Genomic DNA, 19308 nt, shown 5'->3' with positions numbered 1-19308 from the left:
TAAAGCGCTCATCTGACCTGTTCACCCCATGCAGGATAACCATCTTCGTTCGAAACGATTACGGTAAGTGATTAATATCACAACGGGTTCAATGGTCCTTAATCAGCATTATATATGGCACTTACAAAAATATACCGATGTTAATTTCGCGTAACGGCGCTTTTTGTCATGCCCTGGCGCAAAATGAGCAAAAAGCAAACTTTTGCTGCGTTTTTGTTATGAGAAAGCTAAAAAATTAACAAAAAGTGGCTTTTTTGGTTGCGGAATGCACTATTCACAAGCGTTACTGATGGATTTTTTTCGGGAATTTGCCTTAAAAGTGTGACGCAGATCACACTTTATCTAAAATTTTACCGATCGCTCGTTGTATGTCGAAATCAGAGGGGATACATTTGCACTGCTTTCGGAATTATCTTAAAAAACTGTAAGCGAACGTCACGGAAGGCAGGTACAACTCAAGTAATACATGGCCTGGTGTTATGACTATTACTAAACTCAGTATCCCGGTGGGATGTGAAAAACGTTCAGAAAATGTTTGGCTTCTGCCGCTGATTTTTTGCCATCTTTAGATTTACCAGCCAGCAACCAAGAATGCGGTAACCATTCCGCACAGTTAAAAGTAGTGTTAGTCAGGATGGAAAAAAAATGGGTACATCCGAATTATTAAAACATATTTACGATATCAACTTGTCATATTTGCTGCTTGCACAACGTTTAATTAACCAGGAAAAAGCTTCTGCAATGTTCCGTTTAGGTATTGATGAAGCAATGGCTGATACTTTGTCGCAGTTAACGCTGCCAGAGATGGTAAAATTAGCGGAAACCAATCAGTTGGTATGTCAGTTTCGTTTTAACGACCATAACCTTATTAACCGCCTGACGCAGGAATCGCGTGTGGATGATTTGCAACAAATTCACACCGGCATTTTATTATCCAGCCGTTTGTTACGCGATGCAGCAAAAGATGAAGCGCCGAAAAAGAGGGCGGTATAATGAGCGAAAAAAGTATTGTTCAGGAAGCACGTGATATTCAACTGGCGATAGAATTAATTTCGCTGGGTGCGCGCCTGCAAATGTTAGAAAGTGAAACGCAGCTTAGCCGTGGCCGTTTAATCAAATTATATAAAGAGCTGCGCGGCAGCCCACCGCCAAAAGGCATGCTGCCGTTTTCTACCGACTGGTTTATGACCTGGGAACAGAATATTCATGCGTCTATGTTCTGCAACGCCTGGAAATTTCTGCTGAAAAGTAAACTGACCAGCGGCGTGGACGCGGTGATTAAAGCCTATCGTCTGTATCTTGAACAGTGTCCGCAGTCAGATGAGGGCCCACTGCTGGGTTTGACGCGCGCCTGGACTCTGGTGCGCTTCGTTGAGAGTGGCATGCTCGAACTGTCCGACTGCAAATGCTGCGGTGGAAGCTTTATCAACCATGCGCATCAGCCGGTGGGCAGCTTTGCCTGCAGCCTGTGCCAGCCGCCATCACGTGCGGTAAAAAGACGTAAACTTTCGGCAGAGGCTGCCGATAACATTTCACAACTGCTGGATGAACAGGTTAAACACGCCGTTTAAGTTTGTTCGCACTGTGAAATGACATCCAGCAGCGGTTATTAACCGCTGCTTTTTTTTTGTCTTCACGCTGACGAATAACGCCTGCGGCTCTCTGGCTTAACTTCCACCAACACGTTACTGACGTAAGGATTTATTGTGCTGGTTATTTTGGGTTATATCCTCGTTGTTGGCTCGGTGTTAGGCGGCTATATGATGGTCGGCGGTCACCTGGGCGCGCTTTATCAACCTTCAGAGCTGGTGATTATCGGCGGAGCCGGTATTGGCGCTTTTATTGTCGGAAATAGCGGCAAAGCGATTAAGGCGACGTTAAAAGCGTTACCACTGCTATTCCGCGGCTCTAAATATAATAAAGCGCTATATATGGATCTAATGGCGCTGCTCTATCGTCTGATGGCTAAATCACGCCAGCAGGGCATGATGTCGCTGGAACGCGATATTGAAAACCCAAAAGAAAGTGAAATTTTTGCTAATTACCCGCGCATTCTGTCCGATAACAAGTTAGTGGATTTTATCACCGACTATATGCGGTTAATGATCAGCGGCAATATGAACGCGTTTGAAATTGAAGCGCTGATGGATGAAGAGATCGAAACCTACGAGCATGAATGCGACGTACCCGCGCAAAGTATCGGCGCTATGGGCGATTCGCTTCCGGCTTTCGGTATCGTGGCGGCGGTTATGGGCGTAGTGCATACGCTGGCTTCAGCGGATCGTCCGGCGGCGGAACTGGGTGAGCTGATTGCTCACGCGATGGTCGGCACCTTCCTCGGTATCCTGTTGGCTTACGGTTTTATCTCACCGCTGTCGTCGGTGCTGCGTCAGAAATGCGCGGAAACCACCAAGATGATGCAGTGCATCAAGGTAACGCTGCTTTCCAGCCTGAACGGCTATGCGCCGCAGATTGCCGTAGAGTTTGGCCGTAAAACGCTGTACTCCACCGAGCGTCCGTCGTTCACCGAACTGGAGGAGCACGTACGTAACGCGAAATCAGCCGGTAAACAGACTTCGGGCCAAGACGCATGAACAACCACAATCACCCCATAGTAGTGGTAAAAAAGCGCAAGCATAAAAAACATGAGGGTGGTCACGGCTCATGGAAAATCGCCTACGCCGATTTTATGACCGCGATGATGGCGTTTTTCATGGTGATGTGGCTGATCTCTGTTGCTAACCCCAAGCAACTGACGCAGATCGCGGAATATTTTCAGACGCCGCTAAAGGTGGCGTTATCGGGCGGTCAGCGCAGCAGCGACAGTGAGAGTCCGATTCCCGGCGGCGGCGACGATCCGACGCGAAAGGAAGGCGAAGTACAAAAGCATATCGATTTGGATGCCGAGAAACGCAAACTGGATGAGATCCGTCTTAACCGTCTGCGCGAACGTCTGGACCAGCTAATTGAATCGGATCCGCGGCTGAAAACGCTGCGACCGCATCTGATTATCAATCTGGTGGAAGAGGGGCTACGCATCCAGATTATCGATAGCCAGAACCGGCCGATGTTTAAAACCGGCAGCGCGCAGGTCGAGCCCTATATGCGCGATATTCTGCGCGCGATTGCGCCGATTTTGAACGATTTGCCAAACAAGATCAGCCTTGCAGGCCATACCGATGATTTTCAGTACGCGACGGGCGACCGTGGCTACAGCAACTGGGAATTGTCGGCCGACCGCGCCAACGCCTCACGTCGTGAGCTGGTGGTGGGTGGCCTGGATGGCAGCAAAATGCTGCGTGTGGTGGGCATGTCCGACACCATGCGGCTGAAAAACCGCGGCGGCAATGAGGCGATTAACCGTCGCATCAGCCTGCTGGTGCTGAATCGCGATACTCAGGCGCAAATCGAAAAAGAGAATGCCGAAAGTGACGCTGTACAGCTCAGCGATCCGCAAAGTATGAAAGAAATTACCGCGCCGGCTCAGCCGTCTGCTGCGGACATAAACCCAGATCATCAACCCTCACAGGCCGCGCCGGTCAGTCAGGAGAAGCCGGTAACTGATATACCGCCAGCTCCTGCCAGCACGCCGCAGCCTGATCGCGACTCACAGCAGAGGTGATAACCGTGAGCATGGATATCAGCGATTTTTATCAGACGTTCTTCGATGAAGCTGACGAGCTGTTAGCTGACATGGAGCAACACCTGCTGGGGTTAGACCCGCAGGAGCCCGATTCGGAACAGCTTAACGCCATTTTCCGTGCGGCCCATTCGATCAAAGGCGGGGCCGGCACCTTTGGCTTCGTGGTTTTGCAGGAAACCACGCATATTCTGGAGAATATTCTGGACGGTGCGCGCCGGGGCGAAATGCAGCTCAGCACTGACATCATCAACCTGTTTTTGGAAACCAAAGATATTATGCAGGAACAGCTCGATGCCTATAAGGCGGGTCAGGAGCCTGACGCCGAAAGCTTTAAATATATTTGTGAAGCGTTGCGCCAGCTGGCGCTGGAAGCGAAAGGCGAAACTATCGCGCCGGCAGCCGCCGCGCCGGTTGCCGCTGCGCCTGCCGTTGTTGCTGCTTCTGGCCTGCGCCTGAAGCTAAGCGATCTGAAACCGAACGAAGTGGCCCTGTTGCTGGAAGAGCTGGGTAACCTGGGCACCGTCAGCGACGTGCAGAAAGGCGAAACCAGCCTGGAAGCCACGCTGGACACTACTATCGGTAAAGACGATCTGGTGGCGGTGCTCTGTTTTGTGATTGAAGAGTCGCAGATCAACTTCCTGGATGCGGCGTCAGCGCCTGCGTTGGCTGAACCGGCGGCGCCTGCCGCGCCGACCACCATGGCCGAAGCGGACATCACCGCGACGCCGGCCACGGTAACCGAGCTGGCGCCGGCGGCCAAACGTGAAACGAAAAAGGCCGCTCCGGCGAAAACCAGCGAATCGAGCAGTATTCGCGTGGCGGTTGAGAAGGTCGATCAGCTGATCAACCTGGTCGGCGAACTGGTGATTACCCAGTCGATGCTGGCGCAGCGCTCCGGCGCGCTTGATCCAGTGGCGCATGGCGATTTGCTGAACAGCATGGGCCAGCTGGAGCGTAACGCGCGCGATTTGCAGGAATCGGTAATGTCGATCCGTATGATGCCGATGGAATACGTCTTCAGCCGCTTCCCGCGTCTGGTGCGCGACCTGGCCAGCAAGCTGGGCAAAGAAGTAGAGCTGACGCTGCTGGGGAGCTCGACCGAACTGGATAAGAGCCTGATCGAACGCATTATCGACCCGTTAACGCACCTGGTGCGTAACAGCCTGGACCACGGCATCGAATCGCCGGATAAGCGCGTCGCCAACGGCAAAAGCGCAGTGGGCAACCTGACCCTGTCAGCGGAACATCAGGGCGGTAACATCTGTATCGAAGTGATCGATGACGGTGCCGGTCTGAACCGCGAACGTATTCTGGCGAAGGCGCTCTCATCCGGCCTGCCGGTCAGCGACGCGATGAGCGATGAAGAAGTGGGCATGCTGATTTTCGCCCCGGGCTTCTCTACCGCTGAGCAGGTTACCGATGTATCAGGCCGTGGCGTCGGTATGGATGTGGTGAAGCGAAACATTCAGGAGATGGGCGGTCACGTTGAGATCGCCTCGAAGCAGGGCAAGGGCACCACCATCCGTATCCTGCTGCCGCTAACGCTGGCCATCCTTGACGGCATGTCTGTACGCGTTGCGGATGAAGTCTTTATCCTGCCGCTGAATGCGGTAATGGAATCATTACAGCCGCGCGCGGAAGATCTGAAACCGCTGGCGGGCGGCGAATGCGTGCTTGAAGTGCGCGGTGAATATCTGCCGCTGGTGGAGCTGTGGAATGTTTTTGATGTGCAGGGGGCGAAAACCGAAGCGACGCAGGGCATCGTCGTGATATTGCAGAGCGCGGGCAAACGCTACGCCTTGTTAGTTGATCAGCTAATTGGTCAGCATCAGGTGGTAGTTAAAAACCTGGAAAGCAACTATCGCAAAGTGCCGGGCATTTCTGCCGCCACCATCCTTGGTGATGGCAGCGTCGCATTGATCGTTGATGTCTCTGCACTGCAATCCTTGAACCGTGAGAAGCGCGTGGCCGGCGCCGCGTAAACGTAAGCAATTAGGGGCAAACCTATGACTGGAATGGCAAATGTAACGAAACTGGCCGGTGAGACCGTCGGACAAGAGTTTCTGGTTTTTACGCTCGGTGACGAAGAATACGGCATCGATATTTTAAAAGTGCAGGAGATCCGCGGTTACGATCAGGTAACCCGTATCGCCAATACCCCGGCATTTATCAAAGGGGTAACCAACCTGCGCGGCGTGATTGTACCCATTATCGATCTGCGCGTTAAGTTCGCGCAGCCGGGCGTTCAATACAACGATAACACCGTAGTAATTGTGCTTAATTTAAAGCATCGTGTGGTGGGCATCGTGGTTGACGGCGTATCTGATGTGCTGTCGTTGACTGCCGATCAGATTCGTCCTTCCCCGGAATTCGCGGTCACCATGTCTACCGAATACCTGACGGGGCTTGGTGCGCTGGGTGAGCGTATGCTTATTTTGGTTGATATTGAGAAGCTGTTGAGCAGCGATGAAATGGCGTTAATGGATACATTGCGCAGCGCATAAAATCAACAGCCAACCCCGGCAGGTAATAATCATGTAAAACTATAACGGGGTGACACAATAAGAAAAGGGCGCCATAATGGCGCCCTTTTCGTATGTCTTTAAGAAATTTCTTGGTAGTGAGCGTGAATGAAATAATAGCGCTGCAGTATAAACGGCAGCAGAAAAATCTGCTCATGGAAGTAAGTATTAAATATTAAAAAGTGAAGTAATGCGTCAGGCAAAACCTAAAATCTGAGGAATAACAACAGCCGGTAAAGCCGGAGCAGATACGGGTTATCTGGAGTGAACCTGTATTTGATGGAAAAAATGTCTGCGGGTGCGGGTTGTTGTTTTTATGTTTATAAATAAGGGAGCTATATGTTTAAAAATATAAAGATTGTGACGGTGCTGTATGCAGTGCTGGCATTATCCAGCATTATGCAGCTAACAACTAATGGCTTATTCTATAACTCTCTGAAAGAAAATCAGCGGAATAGTCATACAGAGCAAGTTATCCGAAATCAGCAAACTAAATTATATAAACTTGGGGCGACGCTGATAAAAACGCGCAATACCCTGAGCCGCTACGCTCTCTATTCAACGCTGGCGGAAAAGAATAAAAAGTACATCGGTACCGCCGAAACCATGTTTACCTTATCCGCAAAATTGCTGGCTGAGGCGGATGCAGGCTTCAATGAATTTTCTAAATCGCTGCAGCCATCGTCGGAACAGGACAACGAGGAATTAATCGCAGCCTATCGCGAATATTACCAGGCGCTGAGCGATCTGAAAGAGATGCTTAGTAAAGATAATATGGCGGGCTATCTGGCGCAGCCGACGCAACAATATCAGGATCGCTTCATTTTGGCTTATGAAGGCTGGCTGGCAACAAAACAGGCGCAGATGGATGAAACAGCTGACAATAACGAGCGGGAGCATAATTTTTCGATAGGCATCGCCATCTTTATGTCGCTGCTGTCGTTGATCACTACCGGTTTAATGTGGCTGATGCTGCAACGCATCTTGCTGAAGCCGTTGGCGGCGCTCATCGAGCATATCAGGCATATTACTCGTGGCGACCTCACAGATACTATTCACGTTGAAGGTCAGAATGAAATAGCGCAGTTAGCAAGTAGCCTGAATGAGATGCAGCAATCACTGACGCGCACCGTTAGCGATGTGCGCGGCGGGGCAAAAAGTATTTTTACCAGTGCGACAACCATTTCTCACGATAGCGGCGATCTGGCCTCGCGAACTGAACAGCAGGCGGCGTCACTGGAAGAAACGGCCGCCAGTATGGAAGAGCTGACCGCGACGGTAAAACAGAACGCCGATAATGCCCGTCAGGCGTCGCAGCTGGCCCTGAGCGCATCGGAAACCGCACTGCGCGGCGGCAAAGTGGTGGATAACGTGGTCACCACCATGGGTGAAATTTCTCATAGCTCGAAAAAGATTGCCGACATTATTAGCGTAATTGACAGCATCGCCTTCCAGACCAATATTTTGGCGCTGAATGCGGCGGTGGAAGCGGCGCGCGCCGGTGAGCAGGGACGTGGCTTCGCCGTAGTCGCTGGTGAAGTTCGCAGTCTGGCAAGCCGCAGCGCGCAGGCAGCAAAAGAGATCAAAGACCTGATTGTCGAGTCCGTCAGCTGTGTGGATACCGGCTCTGTGCTGGTGAGCAGCGCAGGCGAAACCATGAATGATATTGTCGACGCGGTAAAACGTGTGACCGATATTATGGCGGAAATCGCTGCCGCTTCAGATGAGCAGAGCCGGGGAATTGAACAGGTAAGCCAGGCGGTGACCGAGATGGATAGCGTTACCCAGCAGAACGCCGCGCTGGTGGAGGCGTCCGCCTCTGCGGCTGCCACGCTGGAAGAACAGGCCAGCCGCCTGGGTAAAGCGGTAGCGGTGTTTACGTTGCCGGGCAGTGTAAACAGTCTGAACGAGATAACGGAAATGCCTCTGCTGTCGCCGAAAAGCAACGCGAAGCTGGAAAATAAAGCGCAACCTGCCGAAGATAACTGGGTGACTTTTTAAACGCTGAACCCTGTATGCCGATGCCGTCATTCGACGGCATCATTTTTTGCTTTCCGCGCGCTTTTTTTACTTCAGTAAATAAATCTTACTCCTGCTTTGCCGATAAAGGACGGGTAGTTCTTTTCTCAATACCAGGGGTAAACATGTTAAAGCGAATTAAAGTAGTGACCAGCCTGATTATGGTGCTGGTCATTTTTGGCGCAATGCAGCTGCTGTCGGGTGGGCTGTTTTTCCATGCGCTGAATAAAGATAAAGATAATTTTTCCGTCTCACAAACGTCCAGCCAAAACATCGCGGCGTTAACCGATGCCTGGATTGGGCTTAACCAGACGCGTATCACCCTGAACCGCGGCATGCTGCGCCTGCAAAGCTCGCTGGCCAGTGAGATCAATGGCGGCGGGCTGGATGCGCTGGTGCAGCAAAGCCGGATGCAGCTGGTAGAGGCGGATAAGCATTACCGTGAATATAAAGCGCTGCCTGACACGCCTGGCCTCGACAATAACCTTTCGCAGCGTATGGAAGAAAAATATACCACGCTGGCAAAGACGCTCTCAGAGATGACCGATCTGCTGGCGGCCAAGCAGCTGGAAGGGATGCTTAAGCTGAATATTGAACAGAAACAAGAGGATACTCAGGCAGTGTACACCGAATGGCGCAGCGCTCAGGCGGTACTGTCAGCGAAGGGCGTGGCTGAGAACGAAAGCGCCTTTATTTCTATGCTGTGGATCCTGGGTTCCATTATGGCGCTGGTGGTACTGGTAATCGTGCTTTGCTGGTTTGGCCTGCAGCGCATTCTGTTATTACCGCTGCAAAAAGTCATGCAGCACATTCAGGCGATCGCCGCAGGCGATCTGACGCAGCCGATCGAGGTAGAAGGGCGCAACGAAATGAGCCAGCTGGCCGCCAGCCTGAAGCATATGCAGCAGGAGCTGGTGCGCACCGTCAGCGATGTGCGTGACGGTTCAGACGCCATCTACACCGGCGCCAGCGAAATCACCGCCGGCAGCAACGACCTCTCTTCCCGTACCGAGCAGCAGGCCGCCTCGCTGGAGCAGACCGCTGCCAGCATGGAAGAGCTGACCGCCACGGTGAAACAGAACGCGGAGAACGCCCGTCAGGCGTCGCAGCTGGCGCTGAGCGCGTCGGAAACCGCGCAGAAGGGCGGCAAGGTGGTGGACGGCGTGGTGAAAACCATGAGCGAAATCGCCGGCAGCTCGAAGAAGATTGCCGATATTATCAGCGTGATCGACGGCATCGCCTTCCAGACCAATATCCTGGCGCTGAACGCGGCGGTGGAAGCGGCGCGCGCCGGCGAGCAGGGTCGCGGCTTTGCGGTGGTGGCCGGTGAAGTGCGTAATCTGGCGCAGCGCAGCGCCCAGGCAGCGAAAGAGATCAAATCGCTGATTGAAGATTCGGTTGCCCGCGTCGATACCGGCTCCGCGCTGGTTGGCACCGCCGGCGAAACCATGAGCGATATCGTCAGCGCGGTGACGCGCGTGACCGACATCATGGGCGAAATCGCGTCGGCGTCGGACGAGCAGAGCCGCGGCATCGACCAGGTGGGCCTGGCGGTGACCGAGATGGATCGCGTGACGCAGCAGAACGCCGCGCTGGTGGAAGAATCCGCCTCCGCTGCCGCCGCACTCGAAGAGCAGGCCAGCCGTCTCAGCCAGGCGGTATCGGTATTTAAAGTGCGCCAGGAACAGGCAAGCCGTCCGACCGCGCTGAAAACGCCGATGCTGAGCAAGCCTGCGACAGCAAAGCTGGCCGCCGCGCCAGCCGCAGGCGACAGTAACTGGGAAACCTTTTAATTTACCGCCTCCGCTAACTGACAGGTAAGCAGACTAAAGGATGCTGTCATAAGACGGCATCCTTCACCTGTAGGTAACGGCCATACGCGGTCAGGCATTGCTCTTTCTGTTTTACCTTCTCGTTGTTATGCGCCTGATACCGCCAGTTAATTTCAGATAAGGATAAAGATCCCGCTGAGGGTGCCGATAAAACTCATCATTCAACCACGCTTTAAGGTTCACCATGTTTAAACATATTAAAGTTGTGACGGCACTTGTTCTGGTGCTGGCGATATTCGCAGTACTACAGATCGCCTCAAGCGGGCTGTTCTTTAACGCCCTGAAAGGCGATCGGCAGAACTTTATACTCACGCAGGATATCCAGCGCGAGCAGATCAACCTAAACGCCGCCTGGGTGGCGCTGATTCAGGCGCGTAACACGCTAAACCGCGCCGGTATCCGCTATATGCTGGATGCTAACAATGCAGGCAGCGGCAGCACCGTTGCCGAACTGGTGGCGCTGGCGAATCAGCAACTGGAAATGGCGGATAAAAGCTTCGCCGCCTATCACCAGGCACTGCCGGATGACGTCAAAAATATGGCTTACCTGGTGGCGGTAGACGAAAAGTATCAGGTACTGCACGACGCGCTGACCGAACTGGTGCAGATGCTGGGCGCAGGCAACCTGAAAGGTTTTGTTGACCAGCCAACGCAGGGTTATCAGAACGATTTTGAAAGCGCCTATAACACCTGGGCGCAGACTACCAGCAACCTGATGACTGCCGGTGCCGAACAGAATGAGAGCGCCTACCAGCGCGCGCTGTGGATTATTGGCCTCGTACTGATGATCCTCGCCGCTGTGGTGGCGCTGGTCTGGACCGGTATGCATCAGATCCTGCTGCGTCCGCTGAAAACTACCATGGAACATATTCGTCATATTGCCGCAGGCGATCTGACGCAGACCATTGAGGTAGAAGGGCGCAACGAAATGAGCCAGCTGGCCGCCAGCCTGAAGCATATGCAGCAGGAGCTGGTGCGTACCGTCAGCGATGTGCGTGACGGTTCAGACGCCATCTACACCGGCGCCAGCGAAATCACCGCCGGCAGCAACGACCTCTCTTCCCGTACCGAGCAGCAGGCCGCCTCGCTGGAGCAGACCGCTGCCAGCATGGAAGAGCTGACCGCCACGGTGAAACAGAACGCGGAGAACGCCCGTCAGGCGTCGCAGCTGGCGCTGAGCGCGTCGGAAACCGCGCAGAAGGGCGGCAAGGTGGTGGACGGCGTGGTGAAAACCATGAGCGAAATCGCCGGCAGCTCGAAGAAGATTGCCGATATCATCAGCGTGATCGACGGCATCGCCTTCCAGACCAATATCCTGGCGCTGAACGCGGCGGTGGAAGCGGCGCGCGCCGGCGAGCAGGGCCGCGGCTTTGCGGTGGTGGCCGGTGAAGTGCGTAATCTGGCGCAGCGCAGCGCCCAGGCAGCGAAAGAGATCAAATCGCTGATTGAAGATTCCGTCACCCGTGTCGATACCGGTTCAGTACTGGTGGAAAGCGCCGGCGAAACCATGAGCGATATCGTCAGCGCGGTAACGCGCGTGACCGATATCATGGGCGAAATCGCGTCGGCGTCGGACGAGCAGAGCCGCGGCATCGATCAGGTGGGCCTGGCGGTGACCGAGATGGATCGCGTGACGCAGCAGAACGCCTCACTGGTGCAGGAATCGGCCTCCGCTGCTGCCGCCCTGGAAGAGCAGGCCAGCCGTCTCAGCCAGGCGGTCGCCGTGTTCAGAATTCGTAAAGAATTTGCCGCCGCCGCCGTTAACGTTAATACGGCAGCGAAAAAACTGTCAGTCGCTACGCCGGTAACGGCAGCACCTAAATCCACAGCCAGGGATGAGAACTGGGAAACCTTCTGATGAGGTGCGCAGTGGCAGTAAGCGATGTGTTGACAGACTAGTTGATGAGTCGGACGGGGCAGAAATTCATCCCGCTCGTGCAGGTGAGAGGCAACGGCAGTTAAGGTGCGTCGCTCACCGGGCTGAAGCGCATCGGGAAGTCTCCGTCCAGCTTCACAGGATGGCGGGTTAGACGATGATCCGCCAGCCAAATGGGGTCACACAGCAGAACGCCGCGCTGACGAAGGAAGCGGCAATGGCCACGAATTAGCTTGTAGCCGGGCTAATTCGGCTGAGCAACAGCCGCGCGGTTGGCGCAGCTGATTGTCAGACAGGCGCTAAGGCGAGGCGCTACATACGCATCGTCAGGACGCGGCGTCTTTTAACCTTTTATCTGCTTTTTGTTGGGTGAACCTGGATGAAGAAATCGACATTACTGGCACCGCCCGAGAACGCAACGCTGTTGTCCCAGATGGTTCAGCGCTTGCCTCTCTCTGATACGCACTTTCGCCGTATCAGTCAGTTAATTTATCAGCGCGCCGGTATCGTACTTGCCGATCACAAGCGCGAGATGGTTTACAACCGGCTGGTGCGTCGTCTGCGCACGCTGAATATTGATGACTTCGGGCGTTATCTCGCACTGCTGGAAAACGATCAGAACAGCGCTGAGTGGCAGGCGTTCATTAACGCGTTGACCACTAACCTGACGGCGTTTTTCCGTGAGGCGCACCACTTCCCGATTCTGGCCGAGCATGCCAAACGGCGCGGTGGGAACTACAACGTCTGGAGCACCGCAGCGTCGACCGGCGAAGAGCCTTACTCCATCGCCATGACGCTGGCGGAAACGCTGGGCACCGGACCGGGGAAATTCGCGGTCCACGCCAGCGATATTGATACTCAGGTGCTGGAAAAGGCCTCATCGGGAATTTATCGCCAGGAAGAGTTGCGCACGCTCTCGCAGCCGCAGATGCAGCGCTTCTTTCTGCGCGGAACCGGTCCGCATTCCGGCATGGTACGAGTGCGTTCTGAACTGGCTGGCATGGTGAATTTCACCCAGCTCAACCTGCTGGCGCACGAGTGGTCGCTGCCCGGGCCGTTTGATGCGATTTTTTGCCGCAACGTAATGATCTATTTCGATAAAGAGACTCAGGAAAAGATCCTGCGGCGCTTTGTCCCCTTGCTGAAGCCTGGCGGCCTGCTGTTTGCCGGTCACTCGGAGAACTTTAGCCAGATAAGCAAAGAGTTTTATCTGCGCGGACAAACGGTTTACGGGCTGACTAAGGAAAGATCATGAGCAAAATCACCGTAATGTGCGTTGATGATTCAGCGCTGATGCGACAACTGATGACGGAGATCATCAACAGTCACCCCGATATGGAAATGGTGGCAACGGCGCCCGATCCGTTGGTGGCGCGCGATTTGATTAAGCAGTACAACCCGCAGGTACTGACGCTGGATGTTGAGATGCCGCGTATGGACGGCCTCGATTTTCTTGAGAAGCTGATGCGTCTGCGTCCAATGCCGGTGGTAATGGTGTCGTCGCTAACGGCAAAAGGCTCGGAAGTGACCCTGCGCGCGCTGGAACTGGGGGCGATCGATTTCGTCACCAAGCCGCAGCTGGGGATCCGCGAAGGGATGATGGCCTACAGCCAGATGATTGCCGACAAGATCCGCGCCGCCGCGCGCGCCCGACTGGTGCCGCGCGTCGCGCAGGGTACGCCGACGATGCTGAAGGCCGGCCCGCTGCTCAGTAGTGAGAAGCTGATCGCCATCGGCGCATCGACCGGCGGCACCGAAGCGATTCGCCATGTGCTGCAGCCGTTGCCGATGACCAGCCCGGCGCTGCTGATTACCCAGCATATGCCGCCAGGATTTACCCGCTCGTTTGCCGAGCGTCTGAACAAGCTATGCCAGATTACTGTGAAAGAAGCGGAAGATGGCGAACGTATTCTGCCGGGGCACGCCTATATCGCGCCCGGCGCAATGCACCTGGAGCTGGCGCGTAGCGGCGCCAACTATCAGGTGAAACTGAACGATGGTCCGCCGGTTAACCGCCACAAGCCCTCTGTGGATGTGCTGTTCAAATCGGTGGCGCAACATGCCGGACGTAACGCCGTTGGCGTCATCCTGACCGGTATGGGCAACGATGGCGCGGCGGGGCTGCTGGAAATGCATCGCGCCGGCGCCTGGACTATCGCGCAGAACGAAGCGAGCTGTGTCGTTTTCGGCATGCCCCGTGAAGCGATTGCTTACGGGGGAGCCAGTGAAGTGGTGGATCTGCACCAAATCAGCCAGCACATGTTGGCAAAAATTAGCGCCGGACAGGCATTGCGAATTTAACCGAGCCCGTCCAGCGGGTCGAGATAACACAGGAGTAGATATGGCTGACAAGAATATGCGCTTTTTGGTGGTGGACGATTTCAATACGATGCGTCGTATTGTGCGCAACCTGCTGAAAGAGCTGGGCTTCAACAACGTTGAAGAAGCCGAAGATGGGGCAGACGCGCTGACCAAGCTGCGTGCTGGCGGTTTCGATTTCGTCATTTCCGACTGGAACATGCCGAACATGGATGGTCTGCAGCTGCTGCAAACCATTCGTGCCGACGCCACGCTGGGCAAGCTGCCGGTGCTGATGGTAACCGCGGAAGCGAAAAAAGAAAACATCATTGCTGCGGCGCAGGCGGGTGCCAGCGGCTATGTAGTGAAACCTTTTACTGCGGCGACCCTGGAAGAGAAGTTAGGTAAGATCTTCGAAAAATTAGGTATGTAAGGAGACGTGATGAGCGAACTTACGAAACCAGCGACCGACGCGGCGTCGGCGCAGGACATCATCACACGCATTGGCTCGTTAACGCGCATGCTGCGTGACAGCCTGCGTGAGCTGGGGCTGGATCAGGCGATAGCGGAAGCGGCGGAAGCGATTCCCGACGCCCGCGACCGCCTTGATTATGTGGTTCAGATGACGGCTCAGGCTGCTGAGCGCGCGCTGAACTGCGTAGAAGCATCACAGCCGCGCCAGGATGCGCTGGAGAGCGGCGCCAAAGATCTTAAGACACGCTGGGATGCCTGGTTTGAGGACCCCATCGAGCTGGCGGATGCTCGTGTACTGGTTTCGGATACGCGCGAATATCTGGCCACCGTGCCGGAACACACGTCCTTTACCAACGCACAGCTGCTCGACATCATGATGGCGCAGGATTTCCAGGACCTTACCGGTCAGGTTATCAAGCGCATGATGGATGTGATCCAGGAAATTGAGCGTCAGCTGCTGATGGTGCTGCTGGAAAATATGCCGGAAGCGAACGCGCGCCAGAAGCGGGAAGAGAATAGCCTGCTGAACGGTCCGCAAATCAATGCCGCCGCGCCTGGCGTGGTAGCAAACCAGGATCAGGTCGACGACCTGCTCGACAGCCTGGGCTTCTGATCAAGCGCTGCCGTTCTGTACATCGGAACGGCAGCAGCCTTGCCTGTAAACAGGCCGACGATCGCCCGATCGCCGGCCTGCTTTTTCCATTCCCTGAAATAACCCCTGTTTCACCCTGTTACTCCACCCATTAAATTTGCCCATGTTTGGCAAGCTATGCCCCATTCCCATTGCGAAACAGGTTGATCAACGTGGCTGAAGGTAGCGACGAGGAAAAAACAGAATCCCCCACACCCCACCGACTTGAGAAAGCACGTAAAGAAGGGCAGATCCCGCGTTCCCGCGAACTGACTTCTCTGCTGATGTTGGTGGCGGGGTTACTGATTTTGTGGATGGGCGGCGAGCCGATGGCACGTCAGCTGGCGGAAATGGTCGCCTCTGGTTTTAGCTTCGATCACCGGTTGATTAACGATCCCGGTCAGATTGTACGGCATGTCAGCCGTCTGCTGGGACAGGCGGTATGGGCATTGGTGCCGATGATGGCGGGTCTGGTGCTGGTAGCGATCGCCGCGCCGATGCTGCTGGGCGGTATCGTGCTGAGCGGCAAATCCATCTCCTTTAAGTTTAGCAAGTTAAACCCGCTGAGCGGGCTGAAGCGCATGATTTCCGCGCAGACCTGGGCCGAGCTGTTAAAAGCGATCATGAAAGCGACGCTGGTAAGCTCGGTGGCGGGTTGGTATGTCTGGGTCAGCTGGCCGGAGATGCTGCACCTGATTAGCGAATCGCCATTTGATGCGCTGGCGCACGGCATGCACATGATTGCCGTCTGCTGTTTTCTGGTGGTGCTGGGGCTGGTGCCGATGGTGGGCTTCGATGTGTTCTGGCAGCTGTTTAGCTATTTCAAACAGCTGCGCATGACCAACCAGGAAATCCGCGATGAATATAAAGAGATGGAAGGCGATCCGCACGTTAAAGGCCGCATCCGTCAGGCAATGCGCGCCGCCGCGCGCCGCCGCATGATGGCGGACGTGCCGAAAGCGGACGTTATCGTAACCAACCCGACGCACTATTCCGTCGCGCTGCAGTATGACGAGAAGCGCATGAGCGCGCCGAAAGTGCTGGCGAAAGGGGCGGGCGATGTAGCGCTGAAAATTCGTGAACTGGCGAAAGAACATCGTGTGCCGATTCTGGAAGCGCCGCCGCTGGCGCGCGCCCTTTATCGTCACAGTGAAATAGGGCAACACATTCCCGGCGCGCTGTATGGCGCGGTCGCGGAAGTGCTGGCCTGGGTATGGCAGCTGCGTCGCTGGAAGCGCGAAGGCGGCCTGATACCGAAGAAACCTCAACGTTTGCCGGTACCGGCTGAACTGGACTTTGCAGGAGAGACGAAAGCTGATGGCTAATCTGGCCGCTTTACTTCGCTTACCGGGTAACATGAAAGATACGCAGTGGAAGGTGCTGGCTGGCCCGCTGTTGATCCTGATGATCCTGTCGATGATGGTGCTGCCGCTGCCGCCCTTTATCCTCGATCTGCTGTTTACCTTCAATATCGCGCTGTCGATTATGGTGCTGCTGGTGGCGATGTTCACCCAGCGGACGCTGGAGTTCGCCGCGTTCCCGACCATCCTGCTATTTTCAACGCTGCTGCGTCTGGCGCTGAACGTTGCCTCGACGCGTGTGATCCTGCTGGAAGGTCATACCGGTGCGGCGGCGGCGGGTCAGGTAGTGGAGGCATTCGGCCACTTCCTGGTCGGCGGCAACTTCGCCATCGGTATCGTGGTATTTATCATCCTGATCATTATTAACTTTATGGTGATCACCAAGGGTGCCGGACGTATCGCCGAAGTAGGCGCGCGTTTTGTACTCGACGGGATGCCCGGCAAGCAGATGGCGATCGATGCCGACCTGAACGCCGGTTTGATTGGCGAAGAAGAAGCGAAAAAACGCCGTTCAGAAGTGACGCAGGAAGCGGATTTTTACGGTTCAATGGACGGTGCCAGTAAGTTCGTTCGCGGTGACGCCATCGCCGGCATCATGATCATGATTATCAACGTGGTGGGCGGCCTGCTGGTGGGCGTGGTGCAGCACGGGATGTCGCTGGGTTCAGCGGGGGAAACCTATACGCTGCTGACCATTGGTGACGGGCTGGTGGCCCAGATCCCAGCGCTGGTGATCTCGACCGCCGCCGGTGTAATCGTGACGCGCGTCAGCACCGATGAGGATGTAGGCGAGCAGATGGTCACCCAGCTGTTCAGCAATCCACGCGTAATGATGCTAAGCGCCGGCGTACTGGGTCTGTTGGGACTGGTGCCGGGCATGCCGAACCTGGTGTTTTTGCTGTTTACCGCCGCGCTGTTAGGGCTGGCCTGGTGGCAACGCGGCCGCGAGATGCAGCCGAAGCCGGTCGCGCAGCCTCTGCCGCGCGCGCAGGAAACGGCCGCCACGGTTGAAGCGACGTGGGGCGATGTGCAGCTGGAAGATTCGCTGGGGATGGAAGTGGGCTACCGCCTGATCCCGATGGTGGATCAGCAGCAGGATGGCGAGCTGCTGGGCCGTATCCGCAGTATTCGTAAGAAGTTTGCACAGGAGATGGGCTTTCTGCCGCCGGTGGTGCATATCCGCGACAATATGGATCTGCCTGCCGCCCGCTACCGTATTCTGATGAAAGGGGTAGAGATTGGCAGCGGCGACGCTTATCCGGGGCGCTGGATGGCGATCAACCCTGGGACGGCGTCCGGTACGCTGCCAGGTGAGGCGACGGTCGATCCGGCCTTTGGTCTGGCGGCGATCTGGATTGACAGCGCGTTGAAAGAGCAGGCGCAGATTCAGGGCTTTACCGTGGTGGAAGCCAGTACCGTAGTGGCGACGCACCTTAACCACCTGATCGGCCAATATGCCAGCGAGCTGTTTGGTCGTCAGGAAGCGCAGCAGCTGTTGGATCGCGTTAGCCAGGAGATGCCGAAGCTGACCGAAGATCTGGTGCCGGGCGTGGTGTCGCTGACGACGCTGCATAAAGTGCTGCAGAATCTGCTGGCTGAGCGGGTATCGATTCGCGATATGCGTACCATTATCGAGACGCTGGCGGAACATGCGCCGGTGCAGACCGACCCGTACGAGCTGACGACGGTGGTGCGTGTGGCGCTGGGCCGCGCGATTACCCAACAATGGTTCCCGGGGAACGGTGAAGTGCAGGTTATCGGTCTTGACGCGACGCTGGAACGACTGCTGCTGCAGGCGCTGCAGGGCGGCGGCGGGCTGGAGCCGGGTCTGGCGGATCGTCTGCTGGAGCAGACGCAGCGTGCGCTGCAAAATCAGGAGATGCTGGGCGCGCCGCCGGTGCTGTTGGTTAACCATCCGCTGCGTGCGCTGCTGGCGCGCTTCCTGCGCCGCAACCTGCCGCAGCTGGCGGTTATCTCTAACATGGAGCTGAGCGATAATCGCCATATCCGTATGACGGCAACCATTGGAGGTCAGTAATGCGTGTTTTACTCTGTTCGCTGATGCTGCTGTTACCGCTGGCCACCCAGGCAGCGGACGGCGCCTGGCAGGGAAGCGGCACCGGCGTGACGCTGAGCAACCGCGGCGTAGAGGCGTCATCACCGCCGATTGCGCCGCCGGGACCGATTTCCGGCCTGATGAATGTGATTTACTGGCGTTTTGAGCTGACCGGCCCGCAGCCCGCCGGCCTGTTGGTTAAGCTCTGTTCCAGCAGCCGCTGCACCCCGATTGAAGGTGCCAGCGGTTCGACGCGCGGACTGACCAATGTGCCGGCCAGCGATACGCTACGCTTTGTGTATAGCGTGCCGGGGCAGGGAAGACTCTTTCCGGTAACCCGGATTCTGAGTAATCAGGTGATGGTGAATTATAAAGATTAACCCACGCCGTACGCTGGTGAGGTGACTTCAACCTCATCAGCGTACCTGGGCGTCTGGCGCCGCAACCACACCCTCGCAATTTTGTTGTTTAGCTTTTTCCCTCTTTATTTCAAGCATCGTTATCTGGTTGTTTCCATTCTGCTGTGATCTCTATTTGATAAATCAATTATTAAACCTGGCTAATTTATTTATTGTGTTAAATAAAAGATAAAATAA

16 protein-coding genes are annotated in these 19308 nt (G+C 55.4%); all 16 read left to right on the top strand.

Annotated features, from left to right (window positions below; translation table 11 throughout):
- Positions 1–645: 645 nt before the first annotated feature.
- The 16 genes from flhD (at position 646) to flhE (ending at position 19092) form a co-directional block, all read left to right on the top strand.
- Positions 646–993: a flagellar transcriptional regulator FlhD gene (gene flhD, locus K6958_RS12210; RefSeq protein WP_249891359.1), complete on the top strand. Its 348-nt coding sequence runs from the start codon at positions 646–648 to the stop codon at positions 991–993.
- A complete protein-coding gene (flhC, locus tag K6958_RS12205) occupies positions 993–1571 on the top strand; it encodes a flagellar transcriptional regulator FlhC (protein WP_249891358.1) in 579 nt (192 codons plus the stop codon). Before flhD ends, flhC begins: the two co-directional genes overlap by 1 nt.
- Before the next feature lie 135 nt (positions 1572–1706).
- Entirely contained in the window at positions 1707–2594 is an 888-nt protein-coding gene (gene motA / locus K6958_RS12200; protein WP_249891357.1) for a flagellar motor stator protein MotA, read from the top strand.
- Positions 2591–3622, top strand: coding sequence for a flagellar motor protein MotB (gene motB, locus K6958_RS12195; protein ID WP_249891356.1), 1032 nt, complete (start codon positions 2591–2593; stop codon positions 3620–3622). Before motA ends, motB begins: the two co-directional genes overlap by 4 nt.
- 11 nt (positions 3623–3633) lie before the next feature.
- Positions 3634–5625: a chemotaxis protein CheA gene (cheA, locus tag K6958_RS12190; RefSeq protein WP_249894674.1), complete on the top strand. Its 1992-nt coding sequence runs from the start codon at positions 3634–3636 to the stop codon at positions 5623–5625.
- Positions 5626–5649: 24 nt separating this feature from the next.
- Positions 5650–6147, top strand: a complete 498-nt coding sequence (gene cheW / locus K6958_RS12185; RefSeq protein ID WP_249891355.1) for a chemotaxis protein CheW — start codon at positions 5650–5652, stop codon at positions 6145–6147.
- 357 nt (positions 6148–6504) lie between these two features.
- Entirely contained in the window at positions 6505–8166 is a 1662-nt protein-coding gene (locus K6958_RS21180) for a methyl-accepting chemotaxis protein (RefSeq protein WP_277614664.1), read from the top strand.
- A 143-nt stretch (positions 8167–8309) separates the two neighbouring features.
- A complete protein-coding gene (locus K6958_RS12170; RefSeq protein WP_249891354.1) occupies positions 8310–9977 on the top strand; it encodes a methyl-accepting chemotaxis protein in 1668 nt (555 codons plus the stop codon).
- A 223-nt stretch (positions 9978–10200) separates the two neighbouring features.
- The gene (locus K6958_RS12165) at positions 10201–11874 is read left to right on the top strand and encodes a methyl-accepting chemotaxis protein (RefSeq protein ID WP_249891353.1); all 1674 of its coding nucleotides are present in this window, start codon (positions 10201–10203) and stop codon (positions 11872–11874) included.
- 397 nt (positions 11875–12271) lie between these two features.
- On the top strand, positions 12272–13147 hold the full coding sequence (cheR, locus tag K6958_RS12160; RefSeq protein ID WP_249891352.1) for a protein-glutamate O-methyltransferase CheR: 876 nt from the start codon (positions 12272–12274) through the stop codon (positions 13145–13147).
- Positions 13144–14193, top strand: coding sequence for a protein-glutamate methylesterase/protein-glutamine glutaminase (locus K6958_RS12155; RefSeq protein WP_249891351.1), 1050 nt, complete (start codon positions 13144–13146; stop codon positions 14191–14193). The genes cheR and K6958_RS12155 overlap by 4 nt, the downstream gene beginning before the upstream one ends.
- A 40-nt stretch (positions 14194–14233) precedes the next feature.
- Entirely contained in the window at positions 14234–14623 is a 390-nt protein-coding gene (gene cheY / locus K6958_RS12150; protein WP_104957647.1) for a chemotaxis response regulator CheY, read from the top strand.
- 9 nt (positions 14624–14632) lie between these two features.
- Positions 14633–15277, top strand: a complete 645-nt coding sequence (gene cheZ / locus K6958_RS12145) for a protein phosphatase CheZ (protein ID WP_249891350.1) — start codon at positions 14633–14635, stop codon at positions 15275–15277.
- A 191-nt stretch (positions 15278–15468) separates the two neighbouring features.
- The gene (gene flhB, locus K6958_RS12140) at positions 15469–16620 is read left to right on the top strand and encodes a flagellar biosynthesis protein FlhB (RefSeq protein WP_249891349.1); all 1152 of its coding nucleotides are present in this window, start codon (positions 15469–15471) and stop codon (positions 16618–16620) included.
- Entirely contained in the window at positions 16613–18694 is a 2082-nt protein-coding gene (flhA, locus tag K6958_RS12135; protein WP_249891348.1) for a flagellar biosynthesis protein FlhA, read from the top strand. Before flhB ends, flhA begins: the two co-directional genes overlap by 8 nt.
- Positions 18694–19092, top strand: a complete 399-nt coding sequence (gene flhE, locus K6958_RS12130; RefSeq protein ID WP_249891347.1) for a flagellar protein FlhE — start codon at positions 18694–18696, stop codon at positions 19090–19092. Before flhA ends, flhE begins: the two co-directional genes overlap by 1 nt.
- The last annotated feature ends 216 nt before the right edge of the window (positions 19093–19308 follow it).

Origin of the sequence: Mixta hanseatica (assembly GCF_023517775.1) — a bacterium.
Taxonomy (GTDB): Bacteria; Pseudomonadota; Gammaproteobacteria; order Enterobacterales; family Enterobacteriaceae; genus Mixta; species Mixta hanseatica.
The sequence above is the reverse complement of the archived record's forward strand: the minus strand, read 5'-3'. Positions and strand labels throughout refer to the sequence as shown.

What these genes read in the sequence shown, in the direction of transcription:
- flhE (WP_249891347.1), top strand. Translation starts at nt 18,694, where the DNA reads ATGCGTGTTTTACTCTGTTCGCTGATGCTGCTGTTACCGCTGGCCACC.
- K6958_RS21180 (WP_277614664.1), top strand. Translation starts at nt 6,505, where the DNA reads ATGTTTAAAAATATAAAGATTGTGACGGTGCTGTATGCAGTGCTGGCA.
- flhC (WP_249891358.1), top strand. Translation starts at nt 993, where the DNA reads ATGAGCGAAAAAAGTATTGTTCAGGAAGCACGTGATATTCAACTGGCG.
- cheY (WP_104957647.1), top strand. Translation starts at nt 14,234, where the DNA reads ATGGCTGACAAGAATATGCGCTTTTTGGTGGTGGACGATTTCAATACG.
- cheW (WP_249891355.1), top strand. Translation starts at nt 5,650, where the DNA reads ATGACTGGAATGGCAAATGTAACGAAACTGGCCGGTGAGACCGTCGGA.
- K6958_RS12165 (WP_249891353.1), top strand. Translation starts at nt 10,201, where the DNA reads ATGTTTAAACATATTAAAGTTGTGACGGCACTTGTTCTGGTGCTGGCG.
- flhA (WP_249891348.1), top strand. Translation starts at nt 16,613, where the DNA reads ATGGCTAATCTGGCCGCTTTACTTCGCTTACCGGGTAACATGAAAGAT.
- K6958_RS12155 (WP_249891351.1), top strand. Translation starts at nt 13,144, where the DNA reads ATGAGCAAAATCACCGTAATGTGCGTTGATGATTCAGCGCTGATGCGA.
- motB (WP_249891356.1), top strand. Translation starts at nt 2,591, where the DNA reads ATGAACAACCACAATCACCCCATAGTAGTGGTAAAAAAGCGCAAGCAT.
- flhD (WP_249891359.1), top strand. Translation starts at nt 646, where the DNA reads ATGGGTACATCCGAATTATTAAAACATATTTACGATATCAACTTGTCA.
- K6958_RS12170 (WP_249891354.1), top strand. Translation starts at nt 8,310, where the DNA reads ATGTTAAAGCGAATTAAAGTAGTGACCAGCCTGATTATGGTGCTGGTC.
- cheA (WP_249894674.1), top strand. Translation starts at nt 3,634, where the DNA reads ATGGATATCAGCGATTTTTATCAGACGTTCTTCGATGAAGCTGACGAG.
- cheR (WP_249891352.1), top strand. Translation starts at nt 12,272, where the DNA reads ATGAAGAAATCGACATTACTGGCACCGCCCGAGAACGCAACGCTGTTG.
- cheZ (WP_249891350.1), top strand. Translation starts at nt 14,633, where the DNA reads ATGAGCGAACTTACGAAACCAGCGACCGACGCGGCGTCGGCGCAGGAC.